Origin of the sequence: Rhizobium skierniewicense (genome assembly GCF_014196515.1) — a bacterium.
Lineage (GTDB): Bacteria > Pseudomonadota > Alphaproteobacteria > Rhizobiales > Rhizobiaceae > Agrobacterium > Agrobacterium skierniewicense.
In genome coordinates this window covers 1-22,431 of record NZ_JACIDV010000011.1, presented here as the reverse complement: position 1 = coordinate 22,431, position 22,431 = coordinate 1, and the positions used below count along the sequence as shown (strand labels likewise).

General features: G+C 56.1%; 23 protein-coding genes, 1 tRNA gene and 3 pseudogenes. 13 read left to right on the top strand and 14 right to left on the bottom strand.

The window, feature by feature from the left end:
- Positions 1 to 5 precede the first annotated feature (5 nt).
- On the bottom strand, positions 6 to 731 hold the full coding sequence (gene pcsA / locus GGQ73_RS17085; protein WP_183897267.1) for a phosphatidylcholine synthase: 726 nt from the start codon (positions 729 to 731) through the stop codon (positions 6 to 8).
- 213 nt (positions 732 to 944) lie between these two features.
- Here pcsA and GGQ73_RS17080 point away from each other — a divergent pair, with 213 nt between their 5' ends.
- Positions 945 to 2,159: a UbiH/UbiF family hydroxylase gene (locus GGQ73_RS17080; RefSeq protein WP_183897194.1), complete on the top strand. Its 1,215-nt coding sequence runs from the start codon at positions 945 to 947 to the stop codon at positions 2,157 to 2,159.
- Here the strand turns inward: GGQ73_RS17080 and GGQ73_RS17075 are convergent.
- Together GGQ73_RS17075 and GGQ73_RS17070 are read right to left on the bottom strand one after the other, a co-directional pair.
- Positions 2,137 to 3,081, bottom strand: coding sequence for an AEC family transporter (locus GGQ73_RS17075; protein WP_183897193.1), 945 nt, complete (start codon positions 3,079 to 3,081; stop codon positions 2,137 to 2,139). The genes GGQ73_RS17080 and GGQ73_RS17075 overlap by 23 nt on opposite strands.
- A 34-nt stretch (positions 3,082 to 3,115) precedes the next feature.
- A complete protein-coding gene (locus tag GGQ73_RS17070) occupies positions 3,116 to 3,862 on the bottom strand; it encodes a cytochrome c biogenesis CcdA family protein (protein ID WP_183897192.1) in 747 nt (248 codons plus the stop codon).
- Positions 3,863 to 4,099: 237 nt separating this feature from the next.
- Between GGQ73_RS17070 and GGQ73_RS17065 the strand changes: the two genes are divergently transcribed.
- Positions 4,100 to 4,175 (top strand) — tRNA-Lys (locus tag GGQ73_RS17065).
- A 284-nt stretch (positions 4,176 to 4,459) separates the two neighbouring features.
- Here the strand turns inward: GGQ73_RS17065 and GGQ73_RS17060 are convergent.
- Positions 4,460 to 5,656 (bottom strand): YcbK family protein, encoded by a 1,197-nt coding sequence (locus GGQ73_RS17060; protein ID WP_183897191.1) that lies wholly within the window; start codon positions 5,654 to 5,656, stop codon positions 4,460 to 4,462.
- Positions 5,657 to 5,806: 150 nt separating this feature from the next.
- Positions 5,807 to 6,247, bottom strand: coding sequence for a VOC family protein (locus tag GGQ73_RS17055; RefSeq protein ID WP_183897190.1), 441 nt, complete (start codon positions 6,245 to 6,247; stop codon positions 5,807 to 5,809).
- A 188-nt stretch (positions 6,248 to 6,435) separates the two neighbouring features.
- Between GGQ73_RS17055 and GGQ73_RS17050 the strand changes: the two genes are divergently transcribed.
- Complete coding sequence (locus GGQ73_RS17050) at positions 6,436 to 7,014, top strand: cold-shock protein (protein ID WP_174153316.1); 579 nt, start codon at positions 6,436 to 6,438, stop codon at positions 7,012 to 7,014.
- Positions 7,014 to 7,499 carry a DUF192 domain-containing protein gene (locus tag GGQ73_RS17045; protein ID WP_183897189.1) on the top strand — a complete coding sequence of 162 codons (486 nt, stop codon included), beginning with the start codon at positions 7,014 to 7,016 and terminating at the stop codon, positions 7,497 to 7,499. The genes GGQ73_RS17050 and GGQ73_RS17045 overlap by 1 nt, the downstream gene beginning before the upstream one ends.
- Before the next feature lie 42 nt (positions 7,500 to 7,541).
- Here the strand turns inward: GGQ73_RS17045 and GGQ73_RS17040 are convergent, their stop codons facing one another.
- Positions 7,542 to 7,790 (bottom strand): BON domain-containing protein, encoded by a 249-nt coding sequence (locus GGQ73_RS17040; RefSeq protein WP_174153318.1) that lies wholly within the window; start codon positions 7,788 to 7,790, stop codon positions 7,542 to 7,544.
- Between the two features lie 188 nt (positions 7,791 to 7,978).
- Between GGQ73_RS17040 and GGQ73_RS17035 the strand changes: the two genes are divergently transcribed.
- Positions 7,979 to 8,248: a DUF982 domain-containing protein gene (locus GGQ73_RS17035; protein WP_174153363.1), complete on the top strand. Its 270-nt coding sequence runs from the start codon at positions 7,979 to 7,981 to the stop codon at positions 8,246 to 8,248.
- Positions 8,249 to 8,471: 223 nt separating this feature from the next.
- Here GGQ73_RS17035 and GGQ73_RS17030 read toward each other — a convergent pair whose 3' ends face one another.
- A complete protein-coding gene (locus GGQ73_RS17030; RefSeq protein WP_174153319.1) occupies positions 8,472 to 9,185 on the bottom strand; it encodes an outer membrane protein in 714 nt (237 codons plus the stop codon).
- Between the two features lie 265 nt (positions 9,186 to 9,450).
- Between GGQ73_RS17030 and GGQ73_RS23380 the strand changes: the two genes are divergently transcribed.
- Positions 9,451 to 9,762, top strand: a complete 312-nt coding sequence (locus GGQ73_RS23380) for a hypothetical protein (RefSeq protein ID WP_350310106.1) — start codon at positions 9,451 to 9,453, stop codon at positions 9,760 to 9,762.
- A 140-nt stretch (positions 9,763 to 9,902) separates the two neighbouring features.
- Here GGQ73_RS23380 and GGQ73_RS17025 read toward each other — a convergent pair whose 3' ends face one another.
- Together GGQ73_RS17025 and GGQ73_RS17020 are read right to left on the bottom strand one after the other, a co-directional pair.
- The gene (locus GGQ73_RS17025) at positions 9,903 to 10,670 is read right to left on the bottom strand and encodes an isocitrate lyase/PEP mutase family protein (protein ID WP_183897188.1); all 768 of its coding nucleotides are present in this window, start codon (positions 10,668 to 10,670) and stop codon (positions 9,903 to 9,905) included.
- Entirely contained in the window at positions 10,667 to 11,740 is a 1,074-nt protein-coding gene (locus tag GGQ73_RS17020) for a bifunctional transcriptional activator/DNA repair enzyme AdaA (RefSeq protein WP_183897187.1), read from the bottom strand. Before GGQ73_RS17020 ends, GGQ73_RS17025 begins: the two co-directional genes overlap by 4 nt.
- Positions 11,741 to 11,992: 252 nt before the next feature.
- Between GGQ73_RS17020 and GGQ73_RS17015 the strand changes: the two genes are divergently transcribed.
- Complete coding sequence (locus GGQ73_RS17015) at positions 11,993 to 12,112, top strand: transposase (protein ID WP_183897266.1); 120 nt, start codon at positions 11,993 to 11,995, stop codon at positions 12,110 to 12,112.
- Positions 12,113 to 12,192: 80 nt separating this feature from the next.
- A pseudogene (locus tag GGQ73_RS17010) lies at positions 12,193 to 12,336 on the top strand (IS701 family transposase); the annotation flags it as partial.
- 145 nt (positions 12,337 to 12,481) lie between these two features.
- Here the strand turns inward: GGQ73_RS17010 and GGQ73_RS17005 are convergent.
- Positions 12,482 to 13,241 (bottom strand): annotated as a pseudogene (locus GGQ73_RS17005) (IS701 family transposase); the annotation flags it as partial.
- A gap of 275 nt (positions 13,242 to 13,516) precedes the next feature.
- Positions 13,517 to 13,642, bottom strand: a complete 126-nt coding sequence (locus GGQ73_RS23185; protein ID WP_268842318.1) for a hypothetical protein — start codon at positions 13,640 to 13,642, stop codon at positions 13,517 to 13,519.
- Positions 13,643 to 14,438: 796 nt separating this feature from the next.
- On the opposite strand from GGQ73_RS23185, the gene tssI reads away from it, so the two are divergent.
- Genes tssI through GGQ73_RS16980 form a run of 5 tightly spaced genes read left to right on the top strand, consistent with a single transcriptional unit; the run spans position 14,439 to position 20,784 of the window.
- Positions 14,439 to 16,700 (top strand): type VI secretion system tip protein TssI/VgrG, encoded by a 2,262-nt coding sequence (gene tssI / locus GGQ73_RS17000; protein ID WP_183897186.1) that lies wholly within the window; start codon positions 14,439 to 14,441, stop codon positions 16,698 to 16,700.
- Positions 16,701 to 16,715: 15 nt separating this feature from the next.
- Positions 16,716 to 17,834: a DUF2169 family type VI secretion system accessory protein gene (locus GGQ73_RS16995; protein ID WP_183897185.1), complete on the top strand. Its 1,119-nt coding sequence runs from the start codon at positions 16,716 to 16,718 to the stop codon at positions 17,832 to 17,834.
- Positions 17,831 to 19,321, top strand: a complete 1,491-nt coding sequence (locus GGQ73_RS16990; RefSeq protein WP_183897184.1) for a DUF4150 domain-containing protein — start codon at positions 17,831 to 17,833, stop codon at positions 19,319 to 19,321. The genes GGQ73_RS16995 and GGQ73_RS16990 overlap by 4 nt, the downstream gene beginning before the upstream one ends.
- A gap of 17 nt (positions 19,322 to 19,338) precedes the next feature.
- The gene (locus GGQ73_RS22815) at positions 19,339 to 20,472 is read left to right on the top strand and encodes a hypothetical protein (protein WP_210290157.1); all 1,134 of its coding nucleotides are present in this window, start codon (positions 19,339 to 19,341) and stop codon (positions 20,470 to 20,472) included.
- 45 nt (positions 20,473 to 20,517) lie between these two features.
- On the top strand, positions 20,518 to 20,784 hold the full coding sequence (locus GGQ73_RS16980) for a hypothetical protein (protein ID WP_234911003.1): 267 nt from the start codon (positions 20,518 to 20,520) through the stop codon (positions 20,782 to 20,784).
- A gap of 94 nt (positions 20,785 to 20,878) precedes the next feature.
- Here GGQ73_RS16980 and GGQ73_RS16975 read toward each other — a convergent pair.
- From GGQ73_RS16975 to GGQ73_RS16965, 3 genes and pseudogenes are all read right to left on the bottom strand, one after another.
- Positions 20,879 to 21,837: pseudogene (locus GGQ73_RS16975) on the bottom strand (IS3 family transposase); the annotation flags it as partial.
- On the bottom strand, positions 21,813 to 21,995 hold the full coding sequence (locus GGQ73_RS16970; protein ID WP_183897183.1) for a hypothetical protein: 183 nt from the start codon (positions 21,993 to 21,995) through the stop codon (positions 21,813 to 21,815). The pseudogene GGQ73_RS16975 and the gene GGQ73_RS16970, both read right to left, overlap by 25 nt.
- A gap of 22 nt (positions 21,996 to 22,017) precedes the next feature.
- Positions 22,018 to 22,431 (bottom strand): integrase core domain-containing protein (locus tag GGQ73_RS16965; RefSeq protein WP_183897182.1); only part of this gene is annotated, 414 nt, incomplete at its 5' end.

Here is a 22,431-nt window from a genome sequence, read left to right as displayed (position 1 = left end):
TGAAGTTAACGGCCACCGAGAGACGGGAAAAGCTGCATGAAGCCTCCGATGCAATAAAGATAAAGTCCCGTGATGACGACGCCTGCAACGACCCAATCCGGTGAGGAGAAGTGCAGCAAAAGCGCATATCCGCTCAAGACGCACCACACCAGAAATATGGCCATATTCAGCGGTCGCAGGCGCTTGACCCGGACAGGATGCAGGAAGTTGATCGGCAGGAACGTCATGATCACGGATATCGTCACGATAATCATCGCTGTGGTTGCGCTTGCGTCGATCACGAAGAGCGTAAAAACCACCATGTTCCACACGACGGGGAAGCCGGAAAAGAAATACTCATCAGTCTTCATGCCCATATCGGCGTAGTAGATCGCACTGGAAACGACGATCATGCCTGCGGCCGCGAATGACCACGGCTCGCCAATCATACCACTCTGATAGAGCGCAAAGGCTGGTAACAGCACGTAGGTGACGTAATCGATAATATTATCGAGCGTATCGCCTGACCAGTTTGGCAGGACCTCCTTCACCCGCACTTTACGGGCAATTGGTCCATCGATACCATCGACGGCTAGAGCCAGACCCAGCCACCAGAACATATCGACAAAGCGATGTTCCGCCGCAGCCACGACACCCAGAAAGGCCAGAAAGGAACCGGAGGCGGTGAGAATATGGACCGAAAAGGCCCTTATCTCGGCATAGGGCACGCGCCTGTAGTTGAATATCTTCATAATCAGCGCAGGCGCCTCGCTTTTCATCCGCTACGTCCCTTCCCGTATGCGACCATTCACCACTGTTTGCAACCATTCCCCACGGCTTATCCTCGGACTAATATTGATTTTGCATCAGGATCATGGCCCCTGAGACACATCTGCCTTCTGGATTTGACGGAGCCAAACGCCTATGTTTGCGAAGTGGCCCTTTGCGTGAATAGGAATTGAACGATGAAAAACGTCGAGATCGCTATTGTGGGCGCGGGCCTTGCCGGCCAGATCGCCGCCATCGCCCTCGCGCGCTCAGGCCGCACCGTCGCGTTGATCGCGCCGAAAACCGACAAATTGGACAAACGCACCACGGCGTTGATGGATCAGTCCATCCGCTTTCTCGACCGTTTAGGCCTGTGGTCTCAAATTGAGCCTTCGGCAGCCAAGCTCTCCACCATGCAGATCATCGATGGCACCGACCGGCTTCTGCGGGCGCCAACCGTTGCCTTCCGCTCGTCGGAAATTGGCCTTGCCTCTTTTGGCTGGAACATGCCGAATGAAGCGCTGCTCACGGTGCTCGGCGCGGCGGTGTCCGAGGAAAACAACATCACCCTCATCGATGGCGTCGCCGAGACGATTGAGATCGGCGAGCACGGTGTAACCATCACCCCTGATCAGGGCGAGCAAATCGCGGCAAGTTTCCTGATTGGCGCCGATGGACGCAAGTCGAGAGTGCGGGAGGTTGCCGGCATCGGTGTCCGTTCATGGTCTTATCCACAGACGGCCATGGTCCTGAATTTCTCGCATACCCGCCCACACGGAAATGTTTCGACCGAGTTTCACACACCAACTGGGCCTTTCACCCAGGTACCACTCACAGGGAGCCGTTCCAGCCTCGTGTGGGTTGTGAAGCCGGAGGAGGCGGAGACACTGTCGACCCTCTCGCTGGAAGAGCTGAGCCTGCGCGTGGAGAAACGCATGCAGTCGATGCTGGGCTCCGTGACCGTCGAGGACAATGTGCAGACGTGGCCGCTGTCCAGCATGACGGCAAACCGCTTCGGCAAGGGGCGCGTGGCGCTGATCGGCGAAGCGGGCCACGGCTTCCCTCCCATCGGGGCGCAGGGTCTGAATTTGAGCCTGCGTGACGTGATCGTTCTGACGGAGCTCTTGGGCACGCTGACGGGTGGGCCAATCCCTTCAGATGCCGGTGCAAAATTCGACCGCCGCCGCCGTGCCGATGTCGTCAGCCGCACCCTGAGCGTGGATCTTCTCAACCGCTCGCTTCTTTCCGGGTTCCTGCCGATGCAGGTAGCGCGTGCCGCAGGCCTCCATGTCTTGTCGAGCGTGGCTCCCTTGCGCAGTCTCGTCATGCGCGAGGGCATCGAGCCGGGGCGTGGACTGAAAGCACTGCCCTCGCTTCTTGCCGGCAGCCTCAGAGGCTCATGGCGCGAATGACATAAAGCACCAGCGAGACAGAGAAAACCGAAAGCACGGTCGAAATCAGAATGGTCGCAGATGCGCGCTCCTGCCAGACCTCATATTGCTGGCCAATGACGAAAACATTGGTTGCCGTTGGCAGCGCCGCAAGCAGGACGGCCGTCGATATCCACACCGGATCGAACGAGCCGAATGACGATAGAATGATATAGGCCAGCAGCGGGTGCAGAATGAGCTTGGCTGGAACGATATAGCTGATCTCGACGGGTACGCGCTTCAATGGCCGCAGCGCCAGCGTGACGCCCATGGAAAAAAGTGCACAGGGTGCAGCTGATTGCGCCAGATAATCCACCAGTTGCTGAACCGGCTGCGGCGGTTGCCAAGACATCAAGGCCACCAGAAAACCACCGATGACCGACAGAATAAAGGGATGCGTCAGCACCTTCTTCGTCACATCACCCGCCAGTTTCAGCGGTGAACGCTTGTCCCCACCGGCCAATGCCATGAGCGCGGGAGCGGTGATGAAGTGCGTGGCGTTTTCCAGACAGACGATCAACGCCACCGGCACCGCCGCACGGTCACCGAAGGCGAGCAGCGCCAGTCCCGGCCCCATATAGCCGATGTTGCCGTAACTTCCCGCGAAGCTCTGAATGGTGGAATCAGCCAGACTGTTGCGACGGATGACATAGCCGATCACAAACAGCAGAGCGAAGATGCTGTAGGTCCCCAGAAGACTGAGGCCCACAAAATCCATACGTGCCAGTTGATCGATCGGGGTTTTCGCAACCAGTTTGAAAAACAGCGCAGGCAAGGCAGCGTAGATGATGAATGTGTTCAGCCAACCAAGAGCTTCGGCGGGCTGTTTCGTCACCCGCCCGGCCACATAGCCGATGAAGATCAACCCGAAAAAAGGAAATAGCAATCCGGCGATGTCGGCCATGGCTCCCCTCGCCGTCGATAATACCCGAGCGGATTTAGCCGATTTGCATCAGGATTGGAAAGCTTTCCTGAAACCAGATCGCCACATTGGTGATGAAACCCGACATGAACGCTATGCCGGTCAGAACGAGAAACACGCCCATCGCTTTTTCAACGACACCAAGATGCCGGCGAAAGCGCACAAGAAACCGCATGAAGTTTCCGGAAAAGGCAGCGGCGATCCAGAACGGAATGGCAAGGCCCGCCGAATACACGGCAAGCAGCATCGCCCCATCACCAACCGTATCCTTCGCTGCCGCGACACCCAGGATCGCTCCCAGGACCGGCCCGATGCAGGGCGTCCAGCCGAACGCGAAAGCAAGGCCCATGATATAGGCGCCAGAAAGCGTTGCAGGCTTACCGCCGCCCTGAAACCGCGCCTCACGAGAAAACAGGCCAATGCGAAAAACGCCGAGAAAATTCAGGCCCATCACAATGATGATGAAGCCACCGATCTTGGCCAGAACATCGAGGTTTTGCCGTAGCACCATGCCGATACTTGACGCACCCGCCCCGAGCGCCACGAACACGGTGGCGAATCCGAGTGTAAAAAATAGCGCCGCCAGCATGACGGCTTTTCGCATCTGCGGCTTCGCTTCGTAACGCTCATCGCGAAACTGCTCCACTGAGATACCAGCCATATAACAGAGGTAAGGCGGCACCAGCGGCAACACGCAGGGCGACAAAAACGAAAGTGCGCCGGCCAGAAGCGCTGTAAACAGGGAGATATCGGCGATGGACAAGGAGAAGCTCCGCTACATTTCCACGTGCTTGTAACCCCGCCAACCCCTTACGACCAATCACCTTTTTGCGCCCGTGACAAAAAAACGCGGTGACGCGGAATATTCCGGTTTTTATGGGTTGACCGCAGACCTGCCCCTCCCTATGTTCCGCCCACTTCCGACGGGCGCTTCGCCGCCAATTGGAACGGGCGCAATTCTGCCGATAAGGCGTCGAAATGCGTGTCATGAGAATGGTGAGAGAGGCTAGCTCAGCTGGTAGAGCAGCGCACTTTTAATGCGCGGGTCGTGGGTTCGAGTCCCACGCCTCTCACCACTTTTCAATGAAAAACCCTCATGCTCTCTTCTATAATCGAGATATGCAACGCAGATCCGTGGCGCGACGTTGTTTATCGGCAGATGAGCCCAAGTCGCATCTATAGTTTGATGACGTCGAGAACAACAGCACGACGGCTGAGACGCCGTGAAATCACGGTGACATGCCTGCCTGTCGTTCGCCGCTGACACCCGGACACACTCGGAAAGCCGACATTTTGTGTCGTGTCGTCGAATGTCCATGCCGATCATAAGGCAGAAAACTTTTTGGGAGTCGACGCGAGATCAGAGGCTTTTGGACGTACGGCGGCAACGCCAGTTCCAGTCACGCGGCTCCCCCAAATCCATGTGAACGGATTCGGTATGGCAATAGGTGCCAACGCCACCACGATCTGGAATGGAGCGAAGATAATTGGCCAACTCCCATTTGGAAACGCCGGTGACCTGAATGTCCGCCGCATCGCACGTATAGTGCTTTGACCCTTGGGTCGTTGCTTTTGGCGAACGGTAACCGGACGTGACCATTGCACGCCGCCCGTAATGGGCTTCCACTTCCTTGATGCGACGGATCATCTCGGGTTTGAAGCAGCCGACATTGACCTGTTCCGTTTGGAGGAGCAGCCCGTTGGGCGCCACGCGGCTGAGACCGGAAAGCGAGGCAAGCTTCATCAGGCCAGCAGGCTTGTCGTCGTCCTCGGCATGGCTATCGTCGAATGCATCACTCATCGTCGAGCGACCGGCCAATGCGATACCGGCTTGAGCAGGCGCAGGCAAGGCAGCGATCTGGGTGAGGCCCTCGGACGTGCCTACACTACGCTTGTTGGCGGCGCTGGCAAAAAACGCTGCAATCGGCACACCTGACGGATCGGCGGGAAGCTTGCCGCTGACAGGTTCGGTTTGCGCAGCCATCTTCGGTGCGGTATTGGGCATCGGCGCGACTGCGGAGTTTTCTTGTGGCACGGGAGCCGGACCGGCCTGCGGCGGCTGCGCGCCCTCAGGTGTCGAATAGACGCTGTTGAAAGCCGGCGCGACTTTGGGCGACGCCGAGTAGGCTGGAATGTTTTCTGTTGAAGAGCCTGCTGCGGGTATCACAGGGGAAGCGGAGCTCGCATAGATGCTCAGTGAGCTCGCAGAAATACCGGTCGGCTGTGTCGCAAGGCCAGACATCTGTGGCGCTTGCCCATAAACCTGGGGCGTGCCCGGCGCCTGCGCAGTGGCTGCAACAGGCGACGGCGCCTGGGCTCCGTTGCCGGAAACCATGGCCGGGTCCACATAACCGGGAACAGCGTGTTGATTTGCAGCGAGCTGAGCCTGTTCCGTCGTGGGTGCGCCGGGGGGAGCTGCGGCAACGGCTGGCGCCACGCCCACCGACGCATCCTTGTCTTCCGATACCGCCGAAACGCAGCCGGTAAGTGCCAAAAGAAAAGCGGCAGCCAGGCAGCGTTGAGCCTTATATGCCGAACTGCCGTTTACGATGTTCAAGGCCAGGCCTCCGCAGATGCGTTTCAAACAGACCGGCGCTGTCGCGCAGCGTTCCCTCAAAGCGATGAGCACCTCGTAGGTTTAGGGACGAAATGCTCATCTGGCAACGCTCATGCGGAGATATGACAATCCACAGGTCGTGGAATCACCTTACCAAGAGCCAGTATTCTCCATGGATATCCACGGCTCGGCTGGTGCAAGGCTTGCGCCTTTTTGCAATATTTCGATGGAGATGCCATCCGGAGAGCGCACGAACGCCATATGACCGTCCCGCGGCGGGCGGTTGATCGTTACGCCACCGGCTTGAAGCTTCGCGCAGGTCTCGTAGATATCATCCACCTCATAGGCCAGATGGCCGAAATTGCGCCCGCCGGTATAATCCTCTGCATCCCAATTATAGGTGAGCTCCAGGCACGGCGCCTTGTTATCGCGTGCGGCGGCAACATCGTCTTTGGCAGCAAGAAACACCAGCGTGAAGCGGCCTTTATCATTCTCGATCCGGCGAACCTCGACAAGCTCGAAAAGATGACAGTAAAATTCCAGGGATTTTTCGAGGTCTTTTACACGAACCATCGTGTGCAGATATCGCATGTACTTCTCCTTTGATTTCTAAACTTGCCGTTACGGCAGGTAAGTCAGCCTTGAGCAAGCCCAAAGACATAAAAGCAGGTGGATAAATCAAAAACTAGGGCTTGCGCGAAACCGTTACCAAGATGTTAATCTACCGTTAGGGAATCAGTTGACCGGTAGTGGTGTATGCGTAGAGGGGCTGGGGCGAAATGGCTGAAAGAATGTCGTCGAAAAATATAGCGGAATTCGAAGACTTTTCGAGTGATGCGGTAGACCTCATCGAGATCACCGGGGTCGTGAAGTGGTTTGATGTCGCCAAGGGGTTTGGCTTCATCGTGCCGGATAATGGCATGCAGGATGTGCTTGTACACGTTTCCTGCCTGCGGCGCGACGGTTACCAGACAATTCTGGAAGGCACGCGCATCGTAGCGCTCATCCAGCGCCGGGATCGCGGTTACCAGACATTCCGGATTCTCTCCATGGATCAGTCCACGGCAATTCACCCGTCGCAAATGCCGCCTGTGCGGACCCATGTTCAGGTCACCCCATCCAGCGGGCTGGAGCGTGCGATCGTCAAATGGTTCAATCGTACCAAGGGTTTCGGTTTTTTGAGCCGTGGCGAAGGCACAGAAGACATCTTTATCCACATGGAGACGCTGCGCCGCTTCGGCCTCGCCGAGCTTCGTCCCGGTCAAGTGGTTCTCGTGCGCTTTGGCGATGGTGACAAGGGTTTGATGGCGGCTGAAATTCACCCCGACAATCCGGCACCGATAGGCATGGCGCACTGATGATCGCGACATTGTTGCCGAAGTCCATCGTGAGCGCCCTCGCTGCGCTCACGTTTTGCGTTGTGGCTGCGCTACCCGCGGCGGCGGCAGAAACCTTTCCATCCGAGCAACTGACGATCCAGACCGCAGAGGGGAAGACGCATCCGTTCACCGTTGAGCTCGCGACGACGGACGGTCAGCGCCAACAGGGACTGATGTATCGAAAGACGATGGCGCCGACGAACGGCATGCTGTTCGATTTTGGAAAAGACCGCGATGTCACGATGTGGATGCGCAACACGCTCATTCCACTCGACATGCTGTTCATCTCGAAAGAGGGAAAGATTGAGCACATCCACCCGAACGCGGTTCCACATTCGGAAGCGATCATCAGCTCAAACGGCGCCGTGCGCTACGTTCTGGAGCTGAATGGCGGTGCAGCAGAAAAGTTGGATATCAAGCGCGGCGATACCGTGCTCAGCAAGCAGATCGGCAACGCTCAGTAGCAGCCGAAGACCGGGCGGCAACCGCCCGGTAGCATGCTCACATCAGTAGCAAGGCTCGATGTGGCTCAGGATACGGCAGTTCGTAATGGATGACGCAAGGTTGATAGCGATATCGATTGCCTCGACGGAGTCAGCCGTACCTTCCAGATAGATGACGTCGTTGTCGACGGTCGCCATGATGCTGGACTTCTCGAGACCAGACTCGAATGCCAGTGCAGACGTGATAGCTTGGCCGACGCCGGCCAGACGGTCACCAAAGAAGCTTTCCTGAATTCCAGACATATTGAACATGATCGGATCTCCTACATCGTGAGCGGTAAACGCTTGATTCGTATTTTCGTTCATCTTCAGTTCATTAAGTTGTTCATATTCCATTCATCTGCCGAAAAGGGAACCCCTGGATCGTTCACATTTTACGTGAGCGGGAACTAATTCGTGAATCTGGTGTTTCCGAGCCGGACGACGGGAGGAGGATCCCAATGCTCATCCATAGAACGGAACCATGCCATCACGCTCGCTGGGTCAAACCGGTGGCGATCCATCTGCCGCTCTGCGCAGCCCTGGAAATCTACAGTCCGCTGATCGCGCTCGATATACTCATGTATCGCTGGCCCAACGATCACGGCGCCGAATATGAAGAGGCACGTCGCAACTGCCTGGAAGCGATCGAAGGCAAATGCGACATCGAAAAAGCGCGCGAGTCGTTTCTGCTGGCCAGCAATCACGCACATGTTTTAAACGTGCACTGAGGCTGTCAAACATCTGGCAGACACGCCAGGTAGCACTCAACAAAAACGCCCCCGGATGGTCTCCGAGGGCGTTATGCTTTTCCCAACCCACCGCTCTGCTGCAGCCGGATTGCGACATCGATTAAACGATTGAGGGCTCGCGGCATTGCCACGAGCCCTCATTTTTCCACGGATGCCCTGCCCGGCCCAAAACCTTGGTTGGGTTTGGGCTAGACGCCGGTTGTTAAAACTGGCGTCTGAAGCCTGCGGTGATCGCATGGCTGCTGAAATCGGTGTTGGACGTGCTGCCGTCCGTCGCCGTAAAGTTGAAGTTGTCAGCCGCTGTGTAACGGTAACCGATATCGAACGTCGTGTTGCTGAACAACGCGCTGTCTCTGAAGAAAGAGATCGTATCCAGCTTGATACCAACGCCTGCGTCGAGGTGGTAGGCGAACTTCGTGTCGTCATCGTCCATGGCAATGCCACTGACGCCTTGGCGGTGCAATTCGAGATTCATAGCACCAACGCCGCCGCCGAGGTAGGGCGTGAAGGCCGTCGATGTGTTGATGTCGAGATAGCCGTTGACATAACCCTGGATCGCGCGCGCTTCACCAAAGGACGAACCGCCGAAGTTGACGCCACCAATGGTGTGTTCATTCACGTCAGCTGTGCCATAACCGACTTCCAGTTCCAGGCGTGGAGAGACGATGCCGTAAGAGCCGAAGCTGTAACCTGCACGCAATGCACTGTAGAAGCCGGTGTCGTAATCCGTGCTGACACCTGTACCAGCAAAGCCAAAGCCGGTGTCGTCCATGAACGACACGCTGCTGAGCGAACCCAGATAGAACCCACCAGGGTTGGATGCAACAACTGGCTCAGTCGGAGTGACCATATCGGCTGCATGTGCGGAAGAGGCAAGGAGCCCGAGTACACCAACAAGCTTGAGAACGCGCTTCATAAAAAAACCTTTCAGTACCAGCCCCCGCCGATGATTCTGATTTGGTCACGGTACGGCGCGATGGTCCATGATTTTGAAGCCATCAGATTACCTTGCATAACCCAATATCATCACACCGTTGCCAACTAGCAACTGATCGGCAGCTTCCCCATAATCAAGTACCACATCGATCCATGGGAGGTCTGAAATGGCCGTGACGTGGTGAAATTCGCTCCAGGGCGCGTCGCGCTAATTTCCTTGCTCGGCCAACTTCCTCGCTGTCAGCCTGGCTCGTCCTCTTGAGGAACTCACCCTTCTCGACATTCATCGCGCTGTCGGGGAGCCTTCCATATTTGCGGTCGGACCAGCCTTCGACATGCCTGGTTGTCCTATCGAGCAAGCGGTCAAGGACGTCTTAAATGAGGCGGAGGAGCTTTTGCGCAAAAGGTTTGCGGCAGTGAGCCTTGCCGATGTAGCCAGGACCTTTCCCCACGTTGACCAAGACAACGGCCGTGAAGAGTGTTCCTCTCAAACCATGCAGGCTTCACCGCCGCACCGAAGCCGAATGAGCCGTCGACCTTGGACGCGTCTGGTCTAGAGTTCTTTTCGTCTTCTACGTGGGTTTAGAGGACAGCTTGGTTGACATTGACCGCTCTGGCGCGAAGCAGCTCCTTCGAGCATGACGTCTCCAGAACATTGAAAGGGTCACAGATATGCTCTACTGCTCAGTGCATCCGTTCAAACTACGTGGGCCGTTTCGCTTCTTTTTTCGAGCGCAGACATCAGAGCGATATATGGTACCGGTCCTAAGCTGATACGGCTGACACCTGACTTGACTAACTTGCCAAATTCTCGAGTGCTCGTCGTCATGATATTGACCGGCAGAGTTGCCACGTCACAGACTTGGCGGATCAACGTATCATCAGTCAATCCAGGCACGAAGAAGCCGTCAGCGCCGGCCGACGCATATGCCTTTTCGCGTATAAGCGCTTCCGCCATGAGACCGTCGTGTGCGGTTGCCGGATCGGCCTTCAAAAAGACGTCCGTCCGGGCATTTATAAATGCTGGAACACCCATAGAATCGGCCGCATGGCGAGCCGCTCGTATCCGACAGACTTGATCCTCAACACTGTAGAGACCGGGGCCATCCACGATCTGGTCTTCAAAATTGAAGCCGACAATGCCGATTTCCAATAATTTGTGAACATTTCGTCGGACAGTTTCAGGATTGGCAGCATACCCACCCTCGAAGTCAACGGTGACCGGCACGTTCACCGATTTTGCAATTCTTGCGACGGCTGCTAGCATATCCTCTAGGGGAAACTGTTCGCCATCTTCGTAACCTTGGGCGGCAGCCATGGACCAACTACTGGTCGCAACAGCTTTCGCACCAGCTCGCTCCACGGCCTTTGAGCTACCGGCATCCCAGACATTGTACAGGAACAGAGGGGATTGAGGCGTATGTAGGCTTCGGAAAAACTGGGCATTTTCGATTTGAGATGTCACGCAATGTGTTCCTTATTTACTGATCTGAGCTGGCGTTCGATTTCGATAAGCCGCTGTTTGCGCCAAAGGCCACCGCCATATCCAGTCAGAGACCCATCTGCTCCGATGACTCTATGGCAAGGAATCATCAGCGCGATTTGATTGGCACCATTGGCGCGTGCCACGGCCCTAGTTGCCGTAGGGCGTCCGATCTGGCGGGCAATTTCAGAGTAGCTTCGGGTTTCGCCAGCAGGAATTTCGCGCAAGGCATCCCATACTCGTTGAGTAAAGGGGCTGGCGGGCACTGCAAGTGGCGTCAGAAACCTGTCGGAACGGGCAGCGAAATACTCGATGAGTTCTGCCGTAGCCTGCTCTGAGGGAGGCATGATGCCGATGCCTATACCCTCCCTACAGTCCTTTTGTAGCTTTTTCAGCTCCCCAGGAAGGCCCTTTCGATCCACGAATTCAAGAAGATGAAGATGGCTTCGGCTACTGACGGAGATCATATCGCCCAGTGGCGTCGGTATCCATGTTGCCCGCAGCAGCTTATCCGGTCGCAACTCAGATGGAGACTGGCCGAGAAGACGAGCAAATGCGGCGCGAAACGCACTGGCCGATTCAAAGCTCGCTTCGTGTTGAGCCATAACGACTTTCCCGCCGACAGCCAACGTCTCGAACCCTTCGCGGAGTCGCCGTTGACGCGCCATCTCTAGGAATGTCATTCCGAATTGCCGCCTAAAGCTTCGCCGAACGGTTGAGGGGTCATAACCGAGCCTGATCAAATGGTCTTCAGACCAACGGAGATCCGGCCGCGTGTCCAAAGCGTGCAGGAGGGCTGTAATCGCAGGATCGGCAAGTGCGGCTGCCTGGAGAGGGTGGCAACGCTTGCAGGGGCGAAAGCCAGCCTCAACACACTCCCCGATCGTGGGATAGAACGTACAATTCTCGCGCTTCGGCTTGCGCGCGGGGCATGTCAGACGGCAAAAAACGCCGGTTGATGAAACACATACGAAGGCCTGCCCATCGAAACATTCATTCCGGGCGAGTAGAGCTGCATAGAGTGTGTCATGGTCTGGAAGGTCAAATAACATGCGACTTTTCTAGCCTCGTTTGAGGCGATTTGCCGTCGGTTTTCGGGCATCTATTTTTTTTCGTAGCAGTTGGTTCACATTTTTCTACGAGAAATCCAGTCCGAATTCGACCTATCTTGCCGAACCGGCTACGATAGCAATGCCCTGCGGGCAACGATCAAAGACATGGGCGCAGAAGCGGTCATCCCGTCCAACCGTACCCGTAAGGCACTCATTCCTCACGATCCCTTCGTCTAAAAGCATCGTAACCGCATCGAACGCTGCTTCAATCGGCTCAAGCACTTCAGACGATTTGCCACCCGCTACGAACGCACAACCATCCACTTCAAAGGCTTCATCCATCTCGCAGCCATCATGCTATGGCTACGGTGAATGTCGATTGGGCCTATCATTACAGTTGCGTATTTTTATGACTTCTGAATCTATAGGTCTCGAAGGTTCGGAGGTCATGGATGATGGGTGCATCGATCGAGACAGCGTTAGAACTTTGGGCATCGTCGCTGCGTGACGTTAAAGTGCGTATGCGCGGATTGTTTACGCAGGAGCGCGTTGCCGCATCAGCGAACCTTTTCCTGGACGGCTTGTTAGCCTTACAGTTGCATTTTTAGTTCAAATGAGCGGGTCGTGCGGCAGCTTGGTGCGCTCGTCGCCAACGTGACCATGCGATGATATAGGCGGGCTTTATACGCCGCTGAGCAAGCTTGTTTGCAAGGCGTCTGACCTCTTGGATGGACCAGCGGATCAGATCCTGATGGTCGGCATCCTCGGTCTTTTTCGGGGTGCCGCATTATTGGCGCGATATCGGATGACAGCCATCATTGCGAAGGCGAGCATGACGAGCGAGACATGGCGATGCCAGCCATGCCACGAGCGGGTCTCGTTATGATCGAGGCCGAGTTCGTTCTTGGCTGTCTCGAAGCTATCTTCGATCGCCCAACGGTGACCTTCGACGGATACGAGCGTCTGAATGCCTGTTCCGGCCGGGCACCAGGTCGTGAAGAATGCGAGATCACTATTACTGGATATTGCGCCGGATCAACAAGCCACGCGTCCAAAGCCCGGTTTGCGTCTCACTGTATTCGTCAGCATCGAGATCGGCTCGTTCGCAGTAGGCCCAGTCATGAAGCCGGGCGCCTTTTGTGCCATCACCGGCGGAAAGGCGCTGCCATGCAGCCGGATCGAGATCACGGGCAATCTCAAGAGCGGTTCCTGCGACGAAAGGCTTACCTGACCAAGCGCCAAAATGATGGTCAGATTTAACCCCAAGAACGTAACCTTTGCAGGCTCGGCGTAGCGCCCCTTCGACGTCTCCGACGCCATACACAGCGTCTGCTGCCACCCATGAAAACGGCACTTTGGCTGTCAGCGCTCGCCGGATCATATCGACAGCAAGGGCAGGCTTGGTAGCGAAGGCTACAGCTTCAGGAACATGAGCGGCGGCACGCCTTGCCGGATCGCTGGTCCAACTCTTTGGCAAGTACAAGGCTCGATCGATATCCGCGCATACGCACTTTAACATCACGCAGCGACGATGCCCAAAGTTCTAACGTTGTCTCGATCGATGCACCCATCATCCATGACCTCCGAACCTTCGAGACCTATAGATTCAGAAGTCATAAAAATACGCAACTGTAATGATAGGCTAAGTCAAGCGGCTTGGTCTCACGAGTTTTATCCGCCATTGATTCTGTTAGCCGCCCTGTTCACCGGAATCAATGCTGTCTGCCAGCTTGCTGTCGTCTGGACGCGGTTTGGGGACGGGAGCCACAAGCGGCGTCACGTTACCGACAGGCCATCGGTCGCTTCCGTGTCCAGCACAGTTTTCGGGGCATCTTCGCAAAAGGCTAAGGATGGGATTGCCGCCAAGATCACGAGCGCTACTTCGCCAGAGCGAATGGTCATGAAGCGTTATCTTTCGACTCCCGTTCAATATCTCAGCCTTTGCCGTGAGGTCTGAATTTCTGGGGAGCGACAGCGATATCTCCGCGAGCTGGCCATCACTGAGAAACGGTGGGCTCGCACTGTTACCATCTTCAATGGATAACACCTCTTCCGTATGCCTCACACCTCATAATCCTGATCTGCTTTGGCCTTGGTGCGGGAGTTTAGACGCTGAACGCAACGTGTTTGCCGATGTTCCCCGGTTCTCGGCCGACACTACGGTGGCGTCGTCTGCGGCTGTTGTTATACTCTCTTTTGGCTCGCCGCCCGCCCAGCCCGTCTGAGTTCTTCGATCGTCAGTTACCACCATTCCGCTCCATCGGGCACAGGTGTTTTCGACGGCCACGCCTGCACAAGCTCCTCGAACGTGGGTTTTCGCCAAATTCCCCAAACATGGTCGTTGGTGACGCCGGGGTGGAATTCGCCGACGATACTGTGCCGGTAACTTTGATAATTCTCGGGTTGTTTTCGATGGTCATATGTAGCCCTCATTGCTTCTGGTGACGCTCCCGTATTTCGATTAAAAGTTCCGTCATCCTGCTAGGGCACGAGTGCCCGATCAGCGACGTTTATCCGAAGACCTTATCGTTGAGCTCACGCTGATTTCGCGACGGTGCAAATGTCATGTCCGCGATGGACAAGCTGTCTGCGCCTTATTTTCGTAGAATCCTTGCTTTTGCCACAATGATTGATTGCATTCCGACCAGATTTTGACAGCTGATTGATATTTTGTCTCATCCGATCACCGGGGTTCCCCATGACCGACCAGCCTTCGTCGTCCGATTTCATCCAGGCCAGCCGTGTTTTGAAGGTCAAGTCGCCGCTCGGCGAAGACCAGTTGCTGCCGGAACGGATGGTCATCAACGAGGGCGTTTCGCAACTCTTCGAGATACAGTTGAATGTTCGCGCCAAGAAGGAAGCGGTGAAGCCAGAGGAACTGATCGGTCGTCTGGTCGATGTCTCGGTCGAGGTTCAGCAGGGTGAAGACGATGGTGGCGTGCGCCGACCCTTCAACGGCCTCGTGACCGACCTGCATGAGGGGCCACCCATCACACGTGGCTTGCGGTCCTATGCCATGACCATTCGTCCGCAGATGTGGCTTCTGTCCCGCCGCTCGGATTGCCGCATCTGGCAGAACAAGACATCGATCGATATCGTTGAAACCTTGTTTTCCGAGCACGGCATTCCAGCACCGGATACGTCAGGCATCCTTTCACCACCACCTGCGCAAATCTACAGCGTGCAATATAACGAAGACGATTTGTCGTATCTTCTCAGACGTTTAGAGGAAGATGGACTTTTTTACTGGTTCAGCCACGAGGACGGCTCTCACAAGCTGCATGTGGCCGATACCGCCAATGGATGGCTTGGGCCATCGCATTCCGCTCAAGGCGAAGGCAGAGTGAGATTGGCACAGGGATCATCGGATCGCAACCACATCAATGACTGGGCACGTCGCTTTTCCTATGTGCCCGGCCAGCGCGCGGGCGCCGACTGGAATTTCGAAACGCCCTCGATGGTGCCGGGTACGATGACACCGTCTCTGGTGCAGATGCCGGACGCGACCAAGCGAGAGCTTTATGAATACCCGGCCCGTATCAAAACGGTGGAAGAAGCCGAGCGAGCCCAAAAACTACGAGCACAATCGATCGAGGCGGACCACGATCGCGTTTTCGGTGGCTCGACATCGCGCATTCTCGAAGCCGGTCGTCGCTTTACGCCCTATGAGGAAGCCCATCCCGAGCACGAATACGAAGAGCACGTCATCATCAGGGCCAGCCATACCATCGTGGATCGCTCTTACGAGACCAACAGCAACGAGCCGGAATACCGCAACGCCTTCGAGGCCATTCCCGCCCGCGTGCCCCTCACCCCGCACCGCACGACCAAGCGCCCAAAGATCGAGGGCACGCAGGTGGCGATCGTCGCGGGTCCCGAGGGCGAGGAAATCCACCCAGATCAATATGGTCGCATCAAGCTGTGGTTCCCTTGGGACCGCAAGGCGAAGAAGGATGGGACGGATACCTGCTGGGTAAGGGTTAGTCAGGCATGGGGCGGGGGCACATGGGGTGCGCAGGTCATTCCACGCATCGGCATGGAAGTGATGGTCGCGTTCGTGGATGGCGATCCTGATCGACCTTTGGTGACAGGTGTCGTCAACAACCCGAAAAATTCGGTGCCCTACGATCTTCCCGCTAACAAGACGCGGATGGTCCTGCGCTCCAACACGCACAAGGGCGATGGCTTCAATGAAATCACCTTTGAGGATGAAGCAGGCAAGGAGAACCAGTTCTTCCACGCACAAAAGGACCAGACGACCCGCGTGCTGAACGACCGCACGAAGCGCATCGACCGCCACGAGGTGGCCTCCGTTGGCGGCAACCGTGCCGTTGAAGTCTCGGGCAACCAGAAGCATGAGATTGGGGGATCGGTAAATACGGTCGTTGGCGGGACAGGCCCGATGGCGATGATGGCGATGGCGGGCGTGCAAGCCCTATCGGGTCACACCGCCGGACTGCTGTCGCAGGCCGCTCATATCGCGGGCGGCGGTGGTCCTGGCGTGGCGGCATTCGCCACGACACTCGCTTCGTCCGCCCTCGGCTTCCTTGGCGCTGGCGGCATGTCGTCACGAGAGGGTGTGGTATCAGGCCCCAGCCCGCGGTCTGACGCAGGAACGGCGCTTGCAGGCTCAGGTACGGGTGTGGGCACCGATGCTTCCGGTCTCTTCCCGCTCCCCGGCATCATGAACACCATCGTCAGCACCTTCAAGTCAGATAGCGTGGGTGTCGCGCATGCCGAACAGATCGGTGTCAGCAAGGTCACGAATGTTGGGCAGACCTCGCTGGAAAGCGTGGGCAAGTTCAAGAAGATCGCGGTCGGCGAGGAGTTCGTCATCGAGTGCGGCGATTCCAAGTTCATCATGAAGTCCAACGGCGAGGTTATCATCCTCGGCAAGACTTTCAACTTCGTGGCGACCGATCATTTCCAGCTTCGCGGCAAGCCGATCGATCTGAACTGATGGAGGGGCTGGCACGTGGAGCTTGATAATCGACTTCCGTTTCCCGCCATGGCCTTTCGTCAATTCGACACCGAGGGCGAACTGGATTGTGTCGTCTCCGTTCGCGCGACATTCACGCATGTTCAGGACGGTATGCTTGAGATCGCCGAGGAGCAGGAAAGCTTCCAGTGGGAGGACGCCTACGAGGGCGATCCGCATCAAACCGCCCTTTTGCGCCAGAGCGATCTCACCCCCGACAAACCTGGAACTGACGTCACGTTTCTCGGACATGCCTGGTCTCCTTCGGGAGAGCCTGAGCCGTCCTGGCGAGCCTCGTTGAAGCTGGGACTGGTGTTCAAGGAGATCGACGTTTCCGGGCCACGCTTCTGGGAGCCCGTGATCAAGGAGAAGTGGGCCGGGTTTTCCGCAAAGGAGCCAAAGCGTGTCATCGCCGACTGGACGCTGACGGAACCCGAACCAGCAAGGAGTGTCAGCGTCTGCTGGCGCAACGCCTATGGTGGAGCGATCCCCGGCACTGGCGACATCGAAACGGAGACACCTGTTGACGTTGAACGCAGGAACCCGCTCGGATGCGGCATCGTCAACCTCGAGATGCCATCCAACACCCAGCCCGTACCAGCGCCTCAGATCACCGCACCCGATGAGCCGCTGGACTGGCGGCAAACGCCGGAGCCTCAGGGGCTGGGTCTCGTGTCGCCGTGGTGGCGTTCGCGACAACAACATGCGGGAACCTACGACGACGACTGGGTGGAACAACGGCACCCTCTCTTGCCGCGCGATTTCGATCGTCGCTTCTGGCAGTCCGCACATCCCGACCTGATCACGGCTCCCCATCTTCGGGGCGATGAAGCATATGAGCTGTCAAACTTGCATCCTCACTACCTGGTCGCCCGAGGCGAGCTGCCTGGTCTCAAGCTCGGCGTTCATTGCTCTCGCGAGGATCGAGACGACTGGCACGTACTTGAACTGGACGGTGTCCAGTTCGACTGGCGTAACGATGGGCGGGTCCTGCTAACCTGGCGGGTGAGATTTCCGTTGCCAGATGCAGGTGAGACGACCCTCACCTTGACGCGTGTCCGGTTAATACCGCCGGAAGTCGAGACTGCCAAGGTCAATGAGGGAGAGATGGCATGAGCATCCCTCGCGACGATTATACCGGTGAACCGGACTATCCGGCCCCATGGACAACAAAGAAACCTCGTGAAGGGCTTCGGGACATAGACGAAGCTAAAATAGTTTATTTATCACCAGACGTCTGCTGGACCCCGGTGGGTTCGTCTGTCGTGCCGATCCCGTATACGGTCATGGATTTCTGCAGTGATGATAAAGATTACACACCGTCTGTGCGCTTTACGCGCAAGAAAGCCATGGTCATGCGCTCTTGCACGACGCATGTGCATGGCGATAGGCCAGGCGTCCGCAAGGGCCGCATATCGGGGACGGTCGGAGACATCTGTGAACCTATCGGTCACGCCGATCAGGTTCGCGCCGAGGGTTCGCACGTCATTCGTCACCTCGATCGTTTCCACATGAACAGCCGTAACACGGTTGGTGAAGCAATTTTCGTTCGCGGCACTCAAACCTTCGATCCCCCGAAAGAGAATGATCCAATAAGAGGGTCTTTGAGAGCGCAGCCAAAGCCAATCGAGGTCGCGTTGGACACGAGCTCGCCGGAAGGCCAAAGGCTTCTTAAAGAACTGATGCGCGATAATCCTGCGAAACCCAGTTCGCTACCTAAGATTCCCACGCCGCCGCCGTCGGGGACCAGCACGATTTTACAGAGGCTTGGAATTTTCGGCAGGGTATTGGGCAGCGTGGCTGCACCTATGGCGCTCATTACGAGCGGCGGAACGCCTGATCTGGACACCGCAATTTTGGCGGACAATGCCGCTAGCAGGGCGCTGGAGGGAATAACTCCGCTTGGTACAGAGGAAAAAGCTCTGTACGACGCAACGAAGCAGCGTATTTCGACACATATATACGATGCCTACAATGACCCGTTCAGCAGTCCCGACGAGAATTACATCGAACAGGAACGGAAATATCTCGAACAACATCTGAAGATTGATCGATCGAGACGGTTGGCGACCGCTCTGAAAGAGGGAGTGAGGATCGACACTTCGAACAAGGACGAATGGCCATGTGTCGTTGGGCCTTACAAATATGTCAAAATGGTCTGCCCGGGTGAAGCCCACCACATCATACCCGACATGGTCTATCGCATTGGCAACGCGCCTTCCAATGAGGCTGAAAAGAATTCCAAAGCTGGGCGTATCAAGAATTCTCCGACTTACAACGAGGGACAGGCAATTTGTCTCACGACCGGGATGCACCGAACCGATGATGACGCAGTCCATAAGTCCCTTAATCCCGCACTCTCAGCGCTCGGCCTGCGCTATAGACCACAGGGAACGGCACCACTTGGTGAAATTAGAGGAGAGGTCAACAAGGCGATAGATCGCGTTCCCGAATTACCGGAAAAGTGCAAGAGAATGGCAAAGCTGGCGGCGATGGCCCAAGTGGGAGAAAATGAGGAGCAGCCCGGTAGAACGACTCTTCGGCCTCCGCAGTTGCCAGGAGGCAAGGACGTAATAGATAGATTACAAGCGGGGAGTTACTGAGGTGAGGAGTGGCCACATTGGATAAGATAATAAGACTAGACGCGGCAATTGCATTCGACAGTGACACCTTCTGTGCCGTATTTAGTGAAAACGACAGCGACGATTCCTACTCTTACATCCTCACATATGAGGGGAATTTCGAACAGCCTTGGTCACGGGCGGACGTCCCTCGCAAGATCGACGGGTTGACCGGAAAACTCGATAGCGAAGGTCGTCCCGTCATTCACGCTGTTAGTGACGAAGGGGATGTTTATACAATTTGGCCGGGCAAAGCTTCTCAACACATGAAGATTATCGGTGCTGGCGTGTATTCCGAGGATGCGACCGGGTTAGGATACATTAACTCAGCGACCCTCGTTGATGATATGATCTTGGTAGCTGGTTATCATTCCCAACTCTATCGTATCGCCGGAGAAAAGACCGAATGGTTTCACAAGGAGAAGCTGCCTACAGCCCCTCAGGGCTTTGAATACCTCGCTTTCGGCACGGTACGTGGCGACACCGGCACTGATATGTACATGAGTGTCGTCTATTTCCCGGAAAATTCCGCTAGAGGCCTGACGGACGAGGAGAAAAAACGGCGAAGTGAACTGATTAAAGAAGGACGCTACGAAGAGGCGCTTGACTTGGAGGAGTCCGCGAAGGAAGGCCAGACACGCGTTAACGAAGGTCGCCTCCATCACTGGGACGGCAATGAATGGCGAATGGTGGCTACGCCGCGTTCGGGGAAATTTTATTCTGAGCCGGCAGTTCTTTCGGATATTCTAATCGAGACCAATGATCGCGTTTGGGCAGTCGGAAACAACGGCGTGATTCTCGTCGGCAACGCCCGCGACGGATTTCAAGACATTTCATTTAAGGGGAACGATGAGAACCTGCGTTCGATCACTAAATTCCGTGATCGGATGGTCATTGCCTCGGACTATGCTCTGCACTGGTTCGACGAACACATACTTACCCCACTCAAACCCGTCCTTGACCCGAACATTAACAAGAGCATTCCAACGCCTCTTAAGGTGCAAGCGGTAGGCGACGTACTGTACTACTTCGACTCCAAACACGGCATCCAAACGTTCGACGGTAACGATTGGAAGGCAGTGAAAGTACCTCAGGAGCTTCTCGAGCGCGAATTCAAGGGGACGGAGAACTAGAACTGGCTTCTGATGTGAGAAGCGACAGATCGGAGCGCCGACGCTATGGATCACGACGGAGGTTTCGAAGAGCTTTACGGAGAGTGGGACCCCCGGCTCTATCACGCCGCCATGGCAGATGATGACCGTCATTTCGCGGTCTTAGTCGGCGGACCGCGGTGGGATGATCCCTACACGATAATTCTCACCAGAGACACCGAGAAGCAGACTTTCTCGCGTTCGGATGTTCGAAGGGAGTTGCGCGACATTCGTGTGCTACCATCCTCGACAGACGGTGGTCTACCTTCATATGTAACAATCAGCCTGACCTGAGACCCATCTTCCCTTCAGTTTTAAGGAGAGTCTGGGGTTTTCTGCACTGAGCCCCAACATTGGACCGCCGGATGTTAGAGTTTTCCGGCTTTCTTCACGATGACGGGCTGGTTGCGCCACCGGGATTATGTATGGCAATCGGGACGTTATATCCGATTGCCGAGTGAGGACGGTCCTCATTGTAGTATCGACGCCAAGTCTCCAACTTTTCGCGCGAATCCGCAAGGGTTAAGAACCAATGCGCGTTCAGGCACTCTGCTCGCAGCTTGCTGTTAAACGCCTCGATAAAGCCGTTATCGGTCGGTTTTCCAGGCCGAGAGAAGTCCAGGGTGACGTTGTTGGCATAAGCCCAAAGGTCGAGGTCGCGGGAGATAAATTCGCTGCCGTTATCAACCCTGATCGTCTTGGGATAGCCAGCCCCTTTACAAATACATTCCAACGTCTGAACCACATCCTCACCGCGATAGGTGAACCGTGCGTCGGTCGCGGGGCAGTAGCGAGAATGCGTATCCACAACGGTCAGGATGCGCAATTTCTTACCTGTCGCGAGCTGGTCGTGAACGAAATCCATCGCCCATACATCGTTCGGACCAACGGCTATCTGGCGGTCGTCCCGAAGCTTTGCCTTCACCCGACGCTTGGGGCGCTTATTGCGCAATTGGAGACCTAACTCGCTGTAAATCCTACGTGTCTTCTTCATGTTGATCGTCCATCCATCACGGCGCAAGTGGACATGCACGCGCCGATATCCGAACCGCACACGCGTTTCACATATTTCCTTAATCCGCCTTTCGAGAGGGGCCTGCCCGGTTCTTCGGGATTTGTAGTGATAGCTCGAGGTGTCAAACGTCAGGACCTTGCAGGCCCGTCTGATCGATATCCCCCAATCCACCAGCATCCCGTCGATAAGCTTGCGCTTGCGGGCAGGCCTTAGAGCTTTCGGCGGATGACGTCCTGCAGCATTTCGCGATCCAGCGTCAGGTCGGCAACGATCCGCTTCAAGCGGTTGTTCTCGTCTTCCAAAGCCTTCAGACGACGCATCTCGTCGGGCAGCAGAAAGCCGTGGCGAGCATGTAAGTGAGATGCCGCAGCGGTGTGCGATCGGCAAGCGCTCTGTCTAGAATGCCATCCATTCCCTGTACCTGGGGCACCGCAAGCGCTCCGCCAAACAGAGGTCCGCGCACGGCGTCAAAGAAAACTTGCTTCTGCATGAAAAAAGGCTCCAGTCATGAACTAGTTGTTCAGTCCCGGCATTTGATGGATCGGATTTAGGATGAAACGATTTGGCTCGATTGTCCATCGTTTGCAGATGAACTCGTATGGCGTGAGGCCCTTGAGTGTCTTGAGACGGCGGCCGAAGTTATATGCGGCGACGAATGTTTCGAGATGGGTTCGGAGTTGTTGGTGGTCGTCGTAGTGGAAGCGCTTGACCGTTGCCTCCTTTATGGTCCGGTTCATCCGCTCGACCTGACCATTGGCCCAAGGGTGCCTGGGCTTTGTCAGACGATGTTCTATGCCGTGAACCTGACAAGCCCGATCGAAGGGATGACCGCGCCACATAGCGGTTGGGCCTGATCGATTTTTCGGCAGGTCGGCGAACTGGATGCCGTTATCGGTCAGGACGATCTCGATCTTGTAGGGAACGGC